Here is a 16,874-nt window from a genome sequence, read left to right as displayed (position 1 = left end):
TTAGTCACCCACATTCCGGATAGTTATCTGGTAGTGAAACGCCATCTGTGTGATCGACACCGGCTGACGTCCGCTGCCCTGTGGCAGGTAGTCAATGCGGGTGATCGTATTGCCTTCGTTATCCAGTAACGTGCGACGCAGCGACTGATCGTCAAGTTTCCAGCCCGGCGGCAACAGGGGTTGCCAGCTCTGCGCTGGCCAGTAGCTCAACATAATATCGGCCAGAACCTGATTTGCTGGAGGTAAACCTTCGATCTTCATGGCCTGTTCGGTGTGGATCCCCGTTTGATCGTAGACCACTTTGAACAGGCGGATCCCCAGCGGGGAAAGCCCGGCAAGCTGCAACGACTTTCCGTCAGCATTGAGCAGCACCAGCAACGACTGTTGTTTACCGTTCACCGTGGCCGTCAGCAACTGCTGCTGACTGACGGGTTTATCCAGGGTGGGCGCGGGTAATTTCACCTGCACGCCGCGTTTCAGCCAGGCTTGCGGCTGCATATCTGAAGGGGGATTTGTCGCACATCCGCCCAGCATAAAAATCATAAGTGCCAGCGCAGGCAGCGTAAACCGGGTCATTTTTTACGTCCTCGTTTTTTAGCCGGCAGGGTCAGGGGTGACAAGAGGAATGCCGTTAATATGCCAAAGCTTAGTACGATGCCAAAACTGCTGATGGCTTGCGTTGAACTGAACACCAGCATTCCGAACGTCAGTAACGTGGTAACTGCGGCCATAAAAATGGCAAACATAGACGTCGTTGGCGTGCCGCGCGGATTGGTGAAAAACAGGGTGTAATTGATACCAATCCCCAGCACCAGAATCAGCGCCAGCAGGGAGAATAAATTAAGATTATGGCCACTGAAACCCAGCGCCGCGACGCCCATCCCGAGGGAAAGCATGGTCGGAACCAGACAAACAAGCCCGTGCGGCAGGCGAAAACGCCAGAGATAAATGACCGCAATGACCGCAACGGCCAGCGCCAGAAGCCAGGTCAGATAAACGCGATATTGTGAGAACAGACTGCTGAATTCAGTTTTGCGATCGATCCAGCCGGTTCCCGGCGTGGACGCAGCCAGCGCCGCCATGGCTGCGCTGTCATGAACACCGTTCACCGGGATCAGTGCGGCGCTGCGCCCGTCCGGCAGGGACAACCATAACAAACGCCAGCCTTCGCTGACCACGCTGCTGAGCCACTGCGGCACATCAACTGTCTGCGCACTGAGATCCGGCTTTGCCACTGTGATCCCCGCCTGCTGCAACTGCGCAATGATTTGCGGCGCGCGCTGACGGAGCAGGGATAAATCGCGTTGCTGCTGTGCCTGCGAAGGCAGGTTTATCGCCCGGAAACCGTCAATCACGCCCTTTTCTTTGGCCTGTGACAGCGCGGGCCGCCAGGCTTCAAGACGTTGCAATGTCTGCTCGGCGCTATCGCCGTAGACCACCAGCCATTTCTGATCGTTCGTCTGCCCGGTCAGCGCGGCAATTTGCTGTTCCTGCTGCTGTAAACCGGCCGGAAGAGATTGCAGATCCGCAATATCATCATTGATTTTCAGCCGCGATATTCCTGCCCCCACCAGCACAAAAATCAGTAACGGCAGGCCAATGCGTATAGCTTTGTGACTGCGCCAGGCCAGTAACCAGCGCATGATCAGCGCAAGCCCTGGTGCAGGGCCTGCCGGCAGATTTTTAGACAAATACGGGTACCAGCACATCACGGTGATACAGGCCGCGCTCAGCCCGGCGGCGGCAAACACAGCCAGTTGTTGCAGGCCGGGGAAGGGTGCGATCAGCAGCATCAGATAGGCCACCACTGTCGTCAGCAGCGCCATGGATAATGCAGGGAACAGTTTCTTCAGGCTTTGCAGCGGTGTGCTGGAATCGCCATGTACCCGGCGTTCAGTCAGGAAGTAAAGCGTGTAGTCGGCAGAAATGCCGACAATGCTGGTGCTCAGCACCAGTGTCATTACGTGGATTTCACCAAATATCCACAGGGTAAACACCGCACCTGACAGCGCGCCGATGGCGATTGAAAGTAAGCTGAGCAACATCGGCAGGACAGAACGGAACATCAGTAAGATCAGCACAAACACGCCAGTTACTGACGCTGCACCAATCGTAGAAAGATCATGCTCAGCCTGCTGGCTGGCGTAATTGCTGTAGAAAATCGTGCCGCGCTCAAGCACTTTTGCGCCCGGCCAGCGCGTCTCAAAAGCGTCTTTCACCGCACCAAGAGCCGCTACGGTTTGTTTAGCCGATGTGATGTCATAGGATGACGCTTTCAGCTCGCCATGCACCATGTACCAGTTGCGACCATTTTTATCACGGGCCATCAGCCAGCCCTGATCCAGCGTCATACCCCCGCTGCTCTGCTGTTGCGCCATTTGCGAAGCACGAACCAGCAATAACGGATCATTCGCCAGTTCTTTGCCGCTGACACCGGCAAACGCCGAATACACCTGACCGAGGATCCACTGACTTTGTGTCTCAGCACCTGCTGTCAGACGCTGGCGGGTGCCGTCATCGAGCAACGCATTGCGGTGTCTGAAGAAGAAGCTGCCCCACTCCTGCTGACGCTGTGCGTCCATCGGACCCTGCACCTGGCTCAGTTGAGGCAGCGCCTGTAACTGCTTCAGCCAGTCAGCAGCGGGCTGAATACCCGTTCCCGGCGGCGGGCTGACCAGCCACATCAGCTGGCGATCCAGCCGCTGAGTAAAGCCGTCAGACAAAGCCTGCGGCACCTCCGTATGCTGTTGCTGCGGCAACAGTGCCAGAACGCTGCTGTTAATCTGGCTGCGTGGCAGCAACCAGAATAATGCCGCCACCAGCAGCGCGATAATCAGCAGCCAGCTTTGCGCCAGTTTTCGGTGAAGATCAGGATGCAAAATGGCGTTTCTCTGCGTCAGTCAGCGTCGCGGGCGTCGTCTTCTGATTGAAGAAACGAATATGCGTGGCGTCGCCCTGCATGTCATTAATATCGATATTGTTCAGGAAGGTTTCGCCATTAAGCGTAATGCTGCGGAACAGACGGTTCAGCGGCGAGACCTTTGGTGTCAGGACGAGCTTCCAGGCGCCTTTCCCCAGATCGGTAAAATCCAGCGAGAAGTTCTCTTCCAGCACCTTGCGGTCTGCGTGGAACAGCGCGCTGAGCAGGGAGTTGAACTGGAACATTTGCGGATTCGTCTCCGCGGTGACCACCTGCGGCGGCTGCCCCGCCATGATTTGCACCATGCGGTTTTCGGTCAGTAATAATGTCAGGCTGAACGGTTTTTCCTGCTGCCACCACAGCCCCTGTTGCCGGGCTATCAGCAGATTCCCGCTGGAGTTGAGCGGTTGCGTCATCCCGCTGATGGTTCTTTGCTGCGCAAACTCAGCACGGAGTACCGGCACCTGACTGAAGCGCTGTTGTAATTCTTCCAGAGTCACAGCGTTTGCCGTTACGCTGAAAACCGTCAGTACAAATAACAGAAAGGCTTTCACAGGCTGACTCCTGTTTTATCGAAAAGAACCTGCGGTGAGGCAAAACACATTTCTTTAGTGGCAGCGTCTACCGCGACCTGCAACGTGTAGCCTGTCGTTGTGCGTTTGCCGGTTTCGATGTCGTAAATCTGATAGCCGATGCGCAGACGGTTTTCGATTTCCTCAAGCTGTGCATGAACGGCGATACGCTGCTCAAAAAATACCGGCGCGATATATTTCAGGCGGGTATCAACAATCGGCCAGACATAACCTGATGCTTCCATCTGGCGGTAACCGTAATCAAATTGCTTGAGTAACTGCTCGCGCGCGATTTCCAGATAACGGAAATAGTTGCCATGCCAGACCACGCCCATGGCATCTGCGTCGTGGAAAGGCACCGTGATTTCAACGCGGGTAGAAAATCGCGGATCGTTAAAGCGCGGATCAAGTTTGGAAGTCATGTCAGTCAGGTTTCCTCTCAGGGGCGACATCGGCGGGATGCTGCCAGAAATCATAAAAATTGAACCAGTCGTGAGGCGCCAGCAGGCTGTAATGCGCAAGCCGTGCGGCATAGTGATCGACAGCCGCCTGTAACGCTGGCAGGCGGTTGGCGCGCGGCAGGACCAGAGGATCCGCAAAAGATTCGCAGTAAATATGCAGGCGCTGTCGCTGCATGATGCCAAACATCAGCATGACGGGCGCGCGTAGCGCAGCAGCCAGGATAAAGGGCCCTTGCGGGAATGCGGCAGTTTTGCCCAGAAACTCGCTGTAAATCACGCGTGAATGTTCACCACGCTGATGGCGTCCGGCAGATGTGCGGTCGCCGACAATCGCCACCCACTCTCCGGCATCCAGTTTCTCCTGCAATAAAATGGCGGTCTCCGGCCCCATCCGGCTGACCTGGATCAGGTTAACCACAGCCTGTGGATTAATCTCTTTCATGACCTGATTGAACCGCTCGGCGTGTTCTGTAAATACCAGCGCGTTGACGGTAATGCGATGGTTGAGTGCGCCAATCGCACGACATGACTCCATGTCGCCTAAATGTGAGGCGAGGATCAGCGTGCCACGCCCGGAAGCAATATACGATTCGCAAATTTCGGGATTGACCAGCACCGCATCAGTCAGTGTTTTATCGCCCTGCCAGCTCGCCAGTTTGCTCAGCATGGATTCACCAAACCGCATGAAATGCCGGAATGTACTCAGCGGATAAGGCAGGGAAATGTTGCGATGTGCCGCCGTCACGCGGACACGTTCAAGCCAGCCGGCAGAAGCATTGCGCTGTTTACGGCCGGTGATCCAAAAATAAGTGATGACCGGATAAAGCAGCAGACGAAAGGCGTTGTATCCCAGCGTCCGGTAAACCGACAGCATCAGGCGAATGCCCCATAACCCTTTGCGTTCCTGCGTCGAGGACCAGTGTTCAGGATTACTTTTCCGCTGACGCAGCAAATAAGGAATGCGCGGCAACATGCCAAAAAACAGCCGCGTGTGCATCCACGAAATCTGCAGATTGTCCTTCACGGCATCAAAATGCGAGAGGCCATTCTCGGGATAAGTCACCCGCGTGGGCAGGAAACGACTGTGTGTGCCCTGCCAGTAAAGACGCACCATGATTTCCGTATCGAAATCCATCCGTAAACCCAGCGTCTGTTTCGCCATCAGTTGCAGGCAAGGTTTGAGGGGATACACGCGGAATCCACACATACTGTCTTTCACTGAGAATGACAGGGTTTCGACCCAAACCCAGAAGTGGGTAATATAGCGGCCATACAGGCGTGATTTCGGCACGCTGTCATCGTAAACCGGCTGCCCGGAGATCAGACAATCCGGATACGTTCGGGCTTCAGCCAGCATTGCGGGAACGTCTGAAAGCTGGTGCTGGCCGTCAGCATCCACCTGTAAGGCGTGCGTAAAACCCTTTTCGGCTGCCAGTCGCAGAGCCGCCATCACAGCCCCGCCCTTCCCCTGATTAACGGTTAATCGCGTCAGGCTCATCCACGGTGTCACACAGACCAGACGCTGCAGCTCTTCTGCTGTCTGCATGTCGCTGCCGTCATCAACCACAATGCAGGGCAAACCGAATGGCCGGAGACTCTCCAGTACACCGGCCATCATCGGTCCATGGTTGTAGCAGGGAATGATCAGGCAGGGAGAAAAAGAAGCGGATGGCGTCATAGACATAATGTGATTTTCCCGCTGCTGGCGGTCACCTCACCCACGCTGTAACGGAATACCAGCCGCTGTTTTTCTCGCAGCCAGTCGATCTGTAAATTCACGATTTCTTCGGGCAAAAGCGGCCGCTGGAATTTCACCACTTCCATGCCGGAAAATACTTTATCCAGCCCCAGAAGTTCTTCAGCATAGCCCATGACCCAGTTTACCTGTGTCACGCCAGGCAAAATCGGAGACGACGGAAAATGGCCTTTAAACCAGAATAAATCCGCAGGTAAACAGAGTGTGAGAAGCAGGCTGGTGTCGCTGATGAGTTGCTGGTTCAGCACTTCAGGCAGAATCATAAAAACATTTCCTGTAATTCAGCCGTCGCACGTTTGCCTTGCGGGTTAAGAGGAATGGCAGGCACAAAGCGCCAGTATCGCGGCACAGAGACCGGCGAAAACCAGTCGCGCAATGCCCGGCGGATCTGAGCAAGCAGAGCGGCCTGCCCCTGCGCCTGTAATAGCTGCTCTCCGCTGTGACTTAATACCAGCACAGCTGCGACATAAAGCCGCTCCTGTTTTTCGATGGTCAGCACGCTGGCGTCGCTTAAAAGATCTAACGAACACAAACGCTGTTCGATTTCAGTCAATGAGATCCGCTGCTCTGCAATTTTAACAATCCGATCCTTACGGCCTAAAAGAACAAACTGCCGGGGATCGGTGGCCAATCGCTGGATCTTATCACTGAGGATCATACCTTCCGGCTGCGGTATCAGCGGAGAAATCAGGGAAATATTATCCTCCGGCAGTGACGAGAATTCGAGATTATCAAACAGAGTCCATGCGGCGTCTGGCTGATGTTGCGTACGAAAAGCAATAATACCGCTTTCGCTGGTGCCATAGATTTCTGTCGGCAAACAGCCACAGACATTTTCCACCCGTAAAGCGGTGTCATTGCTCAGCGGGCCCCCGGCAGAAAAGACATGCCGGAGATGTGTGGACGCCAAAGCCGGATCAAGGCGTTTAAGAAAGGCCGGACTGCTGGTCAGCACCAAAGCTTTTTTACTGGCAAGTGATTGCAACTGTTCGTGATACTCCACACTTTTCGTCGCAAAAGGCCGGCCAAGAGCCAGAGGCAACATAAAAGCGAAACTCAGGCCGTACATATGATGAGGTGCCACGGTGGCAACAAAGTGCGCGTCTGCGAATTGTGCGCCCCAGCGTGCGCAAAGCCACTGACTCTCCAGTTCAAGACAATTAATTGGTTTGATTATTTTTTGCGATTTCCCGGTCGAACCGGAGGTAAATAAGATGAGTTCAGCGTTCTCTGGCCATTCGGGCAAAACAGTTAACGGTTTATCCGCTGAGCAAGGAAAACGGAGAACAGGGCAATCAATCTGCAAAGGAAGATCGGTGATTAACGCATCGAACTCATCGCGTTGCCCGGCCAAAACAACGGGCCGAAAATGACCGGGTAAAACCGGCTTATTACCGCTGTAAAGCACTGCCAGCAGCGCCACGGCAAATGAATAGTTATCTTCAAGACACAATGCCCAGCGGGAATGCGATGTCGCACTGATATGAGTCAGCAGAGATAACACGTCCTGGCGGAAATCACACTGACGCCATTCCCGGCTTTCGCTCCAGGCAACCAGATGTTCATCTGCTCTTTCTGCGCTTAGCCATTCGCACATTCGCTGCGTCATGGGTGTCGCAGACGCTTTCTGACTATCCATTCAATACCCATTAATAAGCCAATCAGCAGATAACTGATCCCGCCGTTGTAAAGAGCCCATAAATCCATATCACCTTTCAGGCAGGTATATAGAGCAAACGATCCGTTACACACGAAAAAAACGCACCAGACCTGGGTGACACGGCGAGTGTAAACAACACCTTCTGGTGATAAATCGGGCTCATTCAGCCGCGCAAGACGTTCAATCAGCGTTTGGCGGGCACGCAATGAACTGAAAAATAACCCGAACAATAAAGCGCTTACCGCAACGGGGTAATACAACAGCATTGATGTTTCGCGTAATAAAATGCTGGTGGCGACCAGCACAATCCCTGCAAGCGCAATCGCTTTTCCGAAAAAAGTTAACTGGGATATTTTTCCGCGAAAAGTCAGTAAGCGCAGAATAAAAACAGCGATCAGTACGGGTGCCAGAACGCCCATTCCCCAACTTTTTAAACCGCACCATACGGCCAGCGGATAAGCAATAATCGCCACCGGCATCGCCCAGTTCGTCATCTTCGTCACCAGAGGAAATGAGAAGCGCCGGGTCTTATCCATCAGAAGGATATCCGCACAGACTATGGAGCAGGAGAATCAAGTAATTCATCTATGGCATCAACGACATCCTGAACGGTACGAACAGATTTAAACATTTCAGGTTTAATTTTTCTGCCGGTAATTTTCTGTAAATGAACCACCAGATCAACAGCATCAATGCTGTCTAATTCCAGATCCTCATAGAGCTTTGCATCCGGGCGGATATCATCTTCATCGATTTCAAATAGCTTGATTAATAACGCGCTAATCTGCTGGTAAATTTCTTGCTTCTGCATAGGAATCTCTTTAACCACACTGTGCTGATATAAATCTGGCCAGACTTTCAACAGAATAAAAGTGTTCACGCATTTCCTGACTTTCCGCCGAAAGGATCACACCGTATTGTTTCTTTAACGCCAGTCCAAGCTCAAGGGCATCTATAGAATCCAGTCCTAATCCGTCACCAAAAAGCGGAGCCTGCGTCTCTATCTCATCTGGGGTCATTCCTTCCAGATTCAGCGTCTCAATGATAAGTGCTTTTATCTCGTTACTTAATGAATCCATGACTTAATTCTCGTTATTTTGCGTATTGCTGCGCATCAACTCAGTACATAAATGCTGTGTCAGACGCCGTGCAGCCAGAGCAGGTGAAAGATCGCTTTCATCTAAAAAGTCTTCAGCCTTTACCTTATCGGCAACAGTAATCACAAACTGAGGCTTTACACGGGGAATTTCGTACCACTTCCCATTTTTTGTCAGCATGGGCGGCTGACATGAAATATGGACAATCCTGACATCACACCCCGCCCTCAGGGCAATGTTAGCGGCACCACGCTGCAGCGTCATCGGTTTCCCAGGCAAGGAACGCGTTCCTTCCGGGAAAACTAACAGGGTACCCCCTGCCTGCAACCGGGTTTCACAGGCCTGCAACAGAGCGTCAGACCCTGAGTTAATCAGGTAACCCGCCGCTTTTATCACCCCGCTTAAGAATGGGTTTTGCAGCAAAGCCTGTTTGACGATGCAGTCACAACGCGGCATCCGGGACGCCAGGATCACATAATCCAGAAGACTGGGATGATTCGCCACTATCAGACAGCCGGTATCTTGCTGAAACTTCTCATCACCGGTAAACCGGTAATCCATTACGCCCACTACCCGTAATCCACTCAGGAAAAACCTGAAACTATTACGAATGCTGTTGAGCGTCATTCGGTGCAATTTGTCAGGTTGCCGGACGATCAGTCGCAACAGATTAAACCAGATAATAGAAAGCAACAGCCCGCCAATTCCGAAAAGTGCGAAAAAGGATCCGGTTGCCAGCCATCGCCAGATGCGATTAGCCAGGGAAGACTTTTCTTCGGGTACTAACGTTTCTCTCATCACAAATCACGAACCCATTGCCAGCTATGGCGGCTATCTGCACTGACATTGAATAAAGAAGAGGAGGAAAGATAACCACGCAGAAATTGCAGACTCTGCGGAAGTTCTGCATTCATGCTTTCGCCCGGTAATGAAATACGCTGGTACTGCAAACTATCACCAGCAGTCAATATTATTGCTACGGCGTAAGGGAGAAACTCAGAATTCACCGATTCGTTATATATATCGGGAATTTCACCCTCAAAATCGACCAACATAACGCTGGAAGCACCCGTTGCCAGCATTGCCTGAGCTTCCAGTATCCCTTGCTGAAAACTGTCTTTCCCGGCCGCTAATGAGGTTACAGGCAACGGATTCTTGCTAATAATGGTAAGCCAACCCGCTGCGGTATTATGTACTGACATGGAAAATTCAGTCGGAGATAAAGCCTCTTCCTCCGACAGAGAATGCAAAATACGCCCCGTTTTCTCCAGCTCACCATGACGGCTGGTAAAAATTGCCGCATCTACGTTGTTATTGGTGAGCAATGTAAGCCCGGCATCAACAGCAAAACGACTGCCGATACTCATTCGACGAGCTGACATCATTGGAATTTGCTGGCTTCTGGGATTCTCACCGGAAAATGTATTTATGTCTGAGCACTGAGCCCACTGGATCCAGTGCTCACAACTATCGACCCCCGGAGCCACAGCCCGCCAGTCCTGTATATCCAGTGAGAATTTCATAATGATGATCTTTGTGATTCTGCCAAATTGAGACTTTATGATATTTTATTGGAACTTGCATCTGTAATCTGAAAACTTATTGAACTGGATTAAGAATTTTAGTACAAATTTATTATGAGCGTTATTAACACTTTGCGGACTTACGCGAAAACACAAATCTTTCAATTTGATACAAAGTATTCTTTAGATATCTGGATATGGTTATTCTTTGAGAAATTCAAAGTGATAAGAATTATATTAAATAAAAGATAATAGTTTAATACCAGTCAACGCCTTAGGATTAAATCCTGTCAGGGACGCAGATGAGATAAACGCTAGCCTGTGAGATAATAAAAATATACATAAGAGAAAGACAGGAGGCTTATTTGCATTTTTCACCAAAAAATAAATGCAAAAAGCCCCTGAATCTTTCGATTCAGGGGCTATGCAATAATTGGCGGAACGGACGGGGCTCGAACCCGCGACCCCCTGCGTGACAGGCAGGTATTCTAACCAACTGAACTACCGCTCCACCGGTTCTTTCACATACATCAGAAAGCGTCTGATACATGTTTGTTCCTGTTATTTTCCTTGTCAGGGGAAAAGGAACACGTTCTTTATTATAAAAAATTGATGCCTGGCAGTTCCCTACTCTCGCATGGGGAAACCCCACACTACCATCGGCGCTACGGCGTTTCACTTCTGAGTTCGGCATGGGGTCAGGTGGGACCACCGCGCTACTGCCGCCAGGCAAATTCTGTTTCATTCATACCGCGTCGTGTCATAATTTCTCATCACACGCCGCCATACGAACCAATACCGGAACAATTCGCTGAAAATCTACTCTCTCGAGTCTGTCTCTCAAATCAAAACACCTTCGGTGTTGTAAGGTTAAGCCTCTCGGGTCATTAGTACTGGTTAGCTCAATGCATCGCTGCACTTACACACCCAGCCTATCAACGTCTTAGTCTTAAACGTCCCTTCAGGTGGCTTAAAGCCACAGGGAAGACTCATCTCGAGGCAAGTTTCGCGCTTAGATGCTTTCAGCGCTTATCTTTTCCGCATTTAGCTACCGGGCAATGCCATTGGCATGACAACCCGAACACCAGTGATGCGTCCACTCCGGTCCTCTCGTACTAGGAGCAGCCCCTCTCAATCTTCCAACGCCCACGGCAGATAGGGACCGAACTGTCTCACGACGTTCTAAACCCAGCTCGCGTACCACTTTAAATGGCGAACAGCCATACCCTTGGGACCTACTTCAGCCCCAGGATGTGATGAGCCGACATCGAGGTGCCAAACACCGCCGTCGATATGAACTCTTGGGCGGTATCAGCCTGTTATCCCCGGAGTACCTTTTATCCGTTGAGCGATGGCCCTTCCATTCAGAACCACCGGATCACTATGACCTACTTTCGTACCTGCTCGAGCCGTCACTCTCGCAGTCAAGCTAGCTTATGCCATTGCACTAACCTCACGATGTCCGACCGTGATTAGCTAACCTTCGTGCTCCTCCGTTACTCTTTAGGAGGAGACCGCCCCAGTCAAACTACCCACCAGACACTGTCCTCACCCCGGATCACGGGGCCGAGTTAGAACATCAAACATTAAAGGGTGGTATTTCAAGGTTGGCTCCACGCAGACTGGCGTCCACGCTTCAAAGCCTCCCACCTATCCTACACATCAAGGCTCAATGTTCAGTGTCAAGCTATAGTAAAGGTTCACGGGGTCTTTCCGTCTTGCCGCGGGTACACTGCATCTTCACAGCGAGTTCAATTTCACTGAGTCTCGGGTGGAGACAGCCTGGCCATCATTACGCCATTCGTGCAGGTCGGAACTTACCCGACAAGGAATTTCGCTACCTTAGGACCGTTATAGTTACGGCCGCCGTTTACCGGGGCTTCGATCAAGAGCTTCGCCTTGCGGCTGACCCCATCAATTAACCTTCCGGCACCGGGCAGGCGTCACACCGTATACGTCCACTTTCGTGTTTGCACAGTGCTGTGTTTTTATTAAACAGTTGCAGCCAGCTGGTATCTTCGACTGGCTTCAGCTCCGGGAGCAAGTCCCTTCACCTACGCGCCAGCGTGCCTTCTCCCGAAGTTACGGCACCATTTTGCCTAGTTCCTTCACCCGAGTTCTCTCAAGCGCCTGAGTATTCTCTACCTGACCACCTGTGTCGGTTTGGGGTACGATTTCGTGTTACCTGGAGCTTAGAGGCTTTTCCTGGAAGCATGGCATCAGCTACTTCACCACCGTAGTGGCTCGTTATCACGCCTCAGGGTTGATATGCAACCGGATTTACCAGGTCACACCCCCTACACGCTTGAACCGGGACAACCGTCGCCCGGCCAGCCTAGCCTTCTCCGTCCCCCCTTCGCAGTAACACCAAGTGCAGGAATATTAACCTGCTTCCCATCGACTACGCTTTTCAGCCTCGCCTTAGGGGTCGACTCACCCTGCCCCGATTAACGTTGGACAGGAACCCTTGGTCTTCCGGCGTGCGGGTTTTTCACCCGCATTATCGTTACTTATGTCAGCATTCGCACTTCTGATACCTCCAGCAGACCTCACAGTCCACCTTCGACGGCTTACAGAACGCTCCCCTACCCAACAACGCCTAAGCGTCGCTGCCGCAGCTTCGGTGCATGGTTTAGCCCCGTTACATCTTCCGCGCAGGCCGACTCGACCAGTGAGCTATTACGCTTTCTTTAAATGATGGCTGCTTCTAAGCCAACATCCTGGCTGTCTATGCCTTCCCACATCGTTTCCCACTTAACCATGACTTTGGGACCTTAGCTGGCGGTCTGGGTTGTTTCCCTCTTCACGACGGACGTTAGCACCCGCCGTGTGTCTCCCGTGATAACATTCTTCGGTATTCGTAGTTTGCATCGAGTTGGTAAGCCGGGATGGCCCCCTAGTCGAAACAGTGCTCTACCCCCGAAGATGAGTTCACGAGGCGCTACCTAAATAGCTTTCGGGGAGAACCAGCTATCTCCCGGTTTGATTGGCCTTTCACCCCCAGCCACAAGTCATCCGCTAATTTTTCAACATTAGTCGGTTCGGTCCTCCAGTTAGTGTTACCCAACCTTCAACCTGCCCATGGCTAGATCACCGGGTTTCGGGTCTATACCTTGCAACTTGACGCCCAGTTAAGACTCGGTTTCCCTACGGCTCCCCTATTCGGTTAACCTTGCTACAAAATATAAGTCGCTGACCCATTATACAAAAGGTACGCAGTCACCCAACAAAGTAGGCTCCCACTGCTTGTACGTACACGGTTTCAGGTTCTATTTCACTCCCCTCGCCGGGGTTCTTTTCGCCTTTCCCTCACGGTACTGGTTCACTATCGGTCAGTCAGGAGTATTTAGCCTTGGAGGATGGTCCCCCCATATTCAGACAGGATGTCACGTGTCCCGCCCTACTCATCGAACTCACAGCCTGTGCATTTTTGTGTACGGGACTATCACCCTGTACCGTGCGACTTTCCAGACGCTTCCACTAACACACAAACTGATTCAGGTTCTGGGCTCTTCCCCGTTCGCTCGCCGCTACTGGGGGAATCTCGGTTGATTTCTTTTCCTCGGGGTACTTAGATGTTTCAGTTCCCCCGGTTCGCCTCATTACACTATGTATTCATGTAATGATAATGTGCCGGAGCACACTGGGTTTCCCCATTCGGGTATCGTCGGGTATAACGGTTCATATCACCTTACCGACGCTTTTCGCAGATTAGCACGCCCTTCATCGCCTCTGACTGCCTAGGCATCCACCGTGTACGCTTAGTCGCTTAACCTCACAACCCGAAGGTGTTTCCACCGTCGCATTGCGATTATTTGAGAGACTCTGTTACAGACTAATCCACCACTCAGTACTGCTACGGAGAGTGATGTTCAGCTGTAAACTTTCAATTTTCAGCTTGTTCCGGATTGTTAAAGAGCAATATCTTAAACACGACTCGTTAAAGTCATCTTTAAGTTATTTTCTGTTCGTAAAGAACAGGTGATAATGTCTTTCACACATTATCGGATTGGCGTCCCCAAGGGGATTCGAACCCCTGTTACAGCCGTGAAAGGGCAGTGTCCTAGGCCTCTAGACGATGGGGACACGAAAAATCCGTACCAGACCACATACATGGTTTGGCACTTTTCGTATCAGCGTAAGGTTACCCTCACCGCATCAACAGGTGCTCTTGCTCATTAATTTCATCAGACAATCTGTGTGGACACTGCACAATGCGTATCTTGAGGTAAGGAGGTGATCCAACCGCAGGTTCCCCTACGGTTACCTTGTTACGACTTCACCCCAGTCATGAATCACAAAGTGGTAAGCGCCCTCCCGAAGGTTAAGCTACCTACTTCTTTTGCAACCCACTCCCATGGTGTGACGGGCGGTGTGTACAAGGCCCGGGAACGTATTCACCGTAGCATTCTGATCTACGATTACTAGCGATTCCGACTTCATGGAGTCGAGTTGCAGACTCCAATCCGGACTACGACATACTTTATGAGGTCCGCTTGCTCTCGCGAGTTCGCTTCTCTTTGTATATGCCATTGTAGCACGTGTGTAGCCCTACTCGTAAGGGCCATGATGACTTGACGTCATCCCCACCTTCCTCCGGTTTATCACCGGCAGTCTCCTTTGAGTTCCCGACATTACTCGCTGGCAACAAAGGATAAGGGTTGCGCTCGTTGCGGGACTTAACCCAACATTTCACAACACGAGCTGACGACAGCCATGCAGCACCTGTCTCACGGTTCCCGAAGGCACTAAGCCATCTCTGGCGAATTCCGTGGATGTCAAGAGTAGGTAAGGTTCTTCGCGTTGCATCGAATTAAACCACATGCTCCACCGCTTGTGCGGGCCCCCGTCAATTCATTTGAGTTTTAACCTTGCGGCCGTACTCCCCAGGCGGTCGACTTAACGCGTTAGCTCCGGAAGCCACGCCTCAAGGGCACAACCTCCAAGTCGACATCGTTTACAGCGTGGACTACCAGGGTATCTAATCCTGTTTGCTCCCCACGCTTTCGCACCTGAGCGTCAGTCTTTGTCCAGGGGGCCGCCTTCGCCACCGGTATTCCTCCAGATCTCTACGCATTTCACCGCTACACCTGGAATTCTACCCCCCTCTACAAGACTCTAGCTTGCCAGTTTCAAATGCAGTTCCCACGTTAAGCGCGGGGATTTCACATCTGACTTAACAAACCGCCTGCGTGCGCTTTACGCCCAGTAATTCCGATTAACGCTTGCACCCTCCGTATTACCGCGGCTGCTGGCACGGAGTTAGCCGGTGCTTCTTCTGCGAGTAACGTCAATCACCACACGTATTAAGTGTGATGCCTTCCTCCTCGCTGAAAGTGCTTTACAACCCTAAGGCCTTCTTCACACACGCGGCATGGCTGCATCAGGCTTGCGCCCATTGTGCAATATTCCCCACTGCTGCCTCCCGTAGGAGTCTGGACCGTGTCTCAGTTCCAGTGTGGCTGGTCATCCTCTCAGACCAGCTAGGGATCGTCGCCTAGGTGAGCCATTACCTCACCTACTAGCTAATCCCATCTGGGCACATCCGATGGCGTGAGGTCCGAAGATCCCCCACTTTGCTCTTTCGAGGTCATGCGGTATTAGCTACCGTTTCCAGTAGTTATCCCCCTCCATCAGGCAGTTTCCCAGACATTACTCACCCGTCCGCCGCTCGCCGGCAAAGTAGCAAGCTACTTCCCGCTGCCGCTCGACTTGCATGTGTTAGGCCTGCCGCCAGCGTTCAATCTGAGCCATGATCAAACTCTTCAATTAAAAGTTCGATTTGCTTCAACAAGTGAAGCGGTGCTCAGAGATTACTTCGTAATAATTCAACTAAATGAATTACTGCTTGGTCACTCTAAGACTTGATATTTTTTGCCACCGAAGTGGCTGATATCGTCTTGTGAGTGCCCACACAGATTGTCTGATAAATTGTTAAAGAGCAGTGAGTTACGCGCTTTCGCTTGCTAACTCGAGGTGGCGTATATTACGCTTTCCTCATTCAGTGTCAACCGTTTATTTTATCCGGTCATCACTGTTTTTAATCTTTCCGACCCGGTCACTTCGTGATGTTGTTCACGTTGTTCCCTGTCGATGGAGCGGCATTATAGGGAGTTGGATTTTAATGGCAAGCGAATAAATACAGTTTTATTTCGTTTGCCGTTTTTTTGTCCAGAAGACGTTATTTCTGACCTTTTGCTATAAAGGAAGGCAATGCGGCAAGGCTTTCCAGTACCGCATCAGCAGCACTTTCACTTTCAGAAGTCACGGGCTTACCAGTACGGACTAAAATCTTATGACCTACTCCCGCAGCAGCCGCTGCCTGCATATCCTCCAGTTTGTCGCCAACCATATAAGAAGAAGCCATATCAATGTCCAGTTCTTGTTTGGCCGTCAAAAACATCCCGGGTTGCGGCTTACGGCAATCACAGACTTGAGTAAACTCTTTAACGGAGCCTTCCGGATGATGCGGACAAAAATAGATGCCGTCGAGATCCACCCCACGATCGGCAAACGACCAGTCCATCCACTCTGTCAGAGTCATAAACTGCTCTTCAGTAAATTTGCCGCGCGCGATACCGGACTGATTGGTGACCAGCACCAGTAAAAAGCCCATCTCTTTTAATTTAAGACAAGCATCGATTACACCGTCGATAAACTGGAAGTCATCGATTTCATGTACATAACCGTGATCGACATTCAAAGTGCCATCACGGTCGAGAAAGATTGCTGAAACAGGTTGTGCCACGAATTTGCTCCTGATGGCTGATTAACGGCACCAGTATCGCATGTTTTCAATGTCCGTGAGAATGCTAACCTGGTTGACTTAGACGTCTAGACGCCTTAGCATCCACGACATACTACGGAGGAGCCCTCCGCAGAGTT

The 16,874-nt window shown here is 51.5% G+C and carries 14 protein-coding genes, 2 tRNA genes and 3 rRNA genes; all 19 read right to left on the bottom strand.

Going from position 1 to position 16,874, the window contains the following annotated elements; genetic code table 11:
• The gene (locus tag RAHAQ2_RS04685) at positions 1–576 is read right to left on the bottom strand and encodes a DUF3261 domain-containing protein (protein ID WP_015696129.1); all 576 of its coding nucleotides are present in this window, start codon (positions 574–576) and stop codon (positions 1–3) included.
• The gene (locus RAHAQ2_RS04680; protein WP_015696128.1) at positions 573–2,879 is read right to left on the bottom strand and encodes an MMPL family transporter; all 2,307 of its coding nucleotides are present in this window, start codon (positions 2,877–2,879) and stop codon (positions 573–575) included. The genes RAHAQ2_RS04685 and RAHAQ2_RS04680 overlap by 4 nt, the downstream gene beginning before the upstream one ends.
• Entirely contained in the window at positions 2,869–3,474 is a 606-nt protein-coding gene (locus RAHAQ2_RS04675) for a LolA family protein (RefSeq protein WP_015696127.1), read from the bottom strand. Before RAHAQ2_RS04675 ends, RAHAQ2_RS04680 begins: the two co-directional genes overlap by 11 nt.
• Entirely contained in the window at positions 3,471–3,914 is a 444-nt protein-coding gene (locus RAHAQ2_RS04670; RefSeq protein ID WP_015696126.1) for an acyl-CoA thioesterase, read from the bottom strand. Before RAHAQ2_RS04670 ends, RAHAQ2_RS04675 begins: the two co-directional genes overlap by 4 nt.
• Before the next feature lies 1 nt (position 3,915).
• Positions 3,916–5,631 (bottom strand): glycosyltransferase family 2 protein, encoded by a 1,716-nt coding sequence (locus RAHAQ2_RS04665; protein ID WP_015696125.1) that lies wholly within the window; start codon positions 5,629–5,631, stop codon positions 3,916–3,918.
• A complete protein-coding gene (locus tag RAHAQ2_RS04660; protein ID WP_015696124.1) occupies positions 5,628–5,972 on the bottom strand; it encodes a 3-hydroxyacyl-ACP dehydratase FabZ family protein in 345 nt (114 codons plus the stop codon). Before RAHAQ2_RS04660 ends, RAHAQ2_RS04665 begins: the two co-directional genes overlap by 4 nt.
• Positions 5,969–7,348 (bottom strand): AMP-binding protein, encoded by a 1,380-nt coding sequence (locus RAHAQ2_RS04655; protein WP_238532057.1) that lies wholly within the window; start codon positions 7,346–7,348, stop codon positions 5,969–5,971. Before RAHAQ2_RS04655 ends, RAHAQ2_RS04660 begins: the two co-directional genes overlap by 4 nt.
• Complete coding sequence (locus RAHAQ2_RS04650) at positions 7,315–7,848, bottom strand: COG4648 family protein (protein ID WP_238532072.1); 534 nt, start codon at positions 7,846–7,848, stop codon at positions 7,315–7,317. Before RAHAQ2_RS04650 ends, RAHAQ2_RS04655 begins: the two co-directional genes overlap by 34 nt.
• Before the next feature lie 77 nt (positions 7,849–7,925).
• On the bottom strand, positions 7,926–8,180 hold the full coding sequence (locus RAHAQ2_RS04645; protein WP_037038421.1) for an acyl carrier protein: 255 nt from the start codon (positions 8,178–8,180) through the stop codon (positions 7,926–7,928).
• Positions 8,181–8,190: 10 nt separating this feature from the next.
• A complete protein-coding gene (locus tag RAHAQ2_RS04640) occupies positions 8,191–8,448 on the bottom strand; it encodes a phosphopantetheine-binding protein (RefSeq protein WP_015696120.1) in 258 nt (85 codons plus the stop codon).
• A 3-nt stretch (positions 8,449–8,451) separates the two neighbouring features.
• Positions 8,452–9,264, bottom strand: coding sequence for a lysophospholipid acyltransferase family protein (locus RAHAQ2_RS04635; protein ID WP_015696119.1), 813 nt, complete (start codon positions 9,262–9,264; stop codon positions 8,452–8,454).
• Entirely contained in the window at positions 9,264–9,989 is a 726-nt protein-coding gene (locus RAHAQ2_RS04630; protein ID WP_015696118.1) for a beta-ketoacyl synthase chain length factor, read from the bottom strand. Before RAHAQ2_RS04630 ends, RAHAQ2_RS04635 begins: the two co-directional genes overlap by 1 nt.
• A 124-nt stretch (positions 9,990–10,113) precedes the next feature.
• Positions 10,114–10,206, bottom strand: a complete 93-nt coding sequence (locus RAHAQ2_RS26175) for a calcium-binding protein (RefSeq protein ID WP_377431311.1) — start codon at positions 10,204–10,206, stop codon at positions 10,114–10,116.
• Positions 10,207–10,423: 217 nt separating this feature from the next.
• Positions 10,424–10,500: transfer RNA gene (locus tag RAHAQ2_RS04625), tRNA-Asp, on the bottom strand.
• A gap of 103 nt (positions 10,501–10,603) precedes the next feature.
• Positions 10,604–10,719: ribosomal RNA gene (gene rrf, locus RAHAQ2_RS04620) — 5S ribosomal RNA — on the bottom strand.
• 136 nt (positions 10,720–10,855) lie between these two features.
• A 23S ribosomal RNA gene (locus tag RAHAQ2_RS04615) occupies positions 10,856–13,764 on the bottom strand.
• Between the two features lie 235 nt (positions 13,765–13,999).
• Positions 14,000–14,075: transfer RNA gene (locus RAHAQ2_RS04610), tRNA-Glu, on the bottom strand.
• A 143-nt stretch (positions 14,076–14,218) separates the two neighbouring features.
• Positions 14,219–15,761 (bottom strand): 16S ribosomal RNA (locus RAHAQ2_RS04605).
• Together the 16S, 23S and 5S rRNA genes with 2 tRNA genes alongside form the textbook arrangement of a ribosomal RNA operon.
• A 409-nt stretch (positions 15,762–16,170) precedes the next feature.
• Complete coding sequence (gene gmhB / locus RAHAQ2_RS04600; RefSeq protein WP_015696117.1) at positions 16,171–16,737, bottom strand: D-glycero-beta-D-manno-heptose 1,7-bisphosphate 7-phosphatase; 567 nt, start codon at positions 16,735–16,737, stop codon at positions 16,171–16,173.
• Between the last annotated feature and the right edge of the window lie 137 nt (positions 16,738–16,874).

The organism is Rahnella aquatilis CIP 78.65 = ATCC 33071 (assembly GCF_000241955.1).
GTDB lineage: Bacteria > Pseudomonadota > Gammaproteobacteria > Enterobacterales > Enterobacteriaceae > Rahnella > Rahnella aquatilis.
This window is presented reverse-complemented; position numbering and strand designations above follow the sequence as displayed.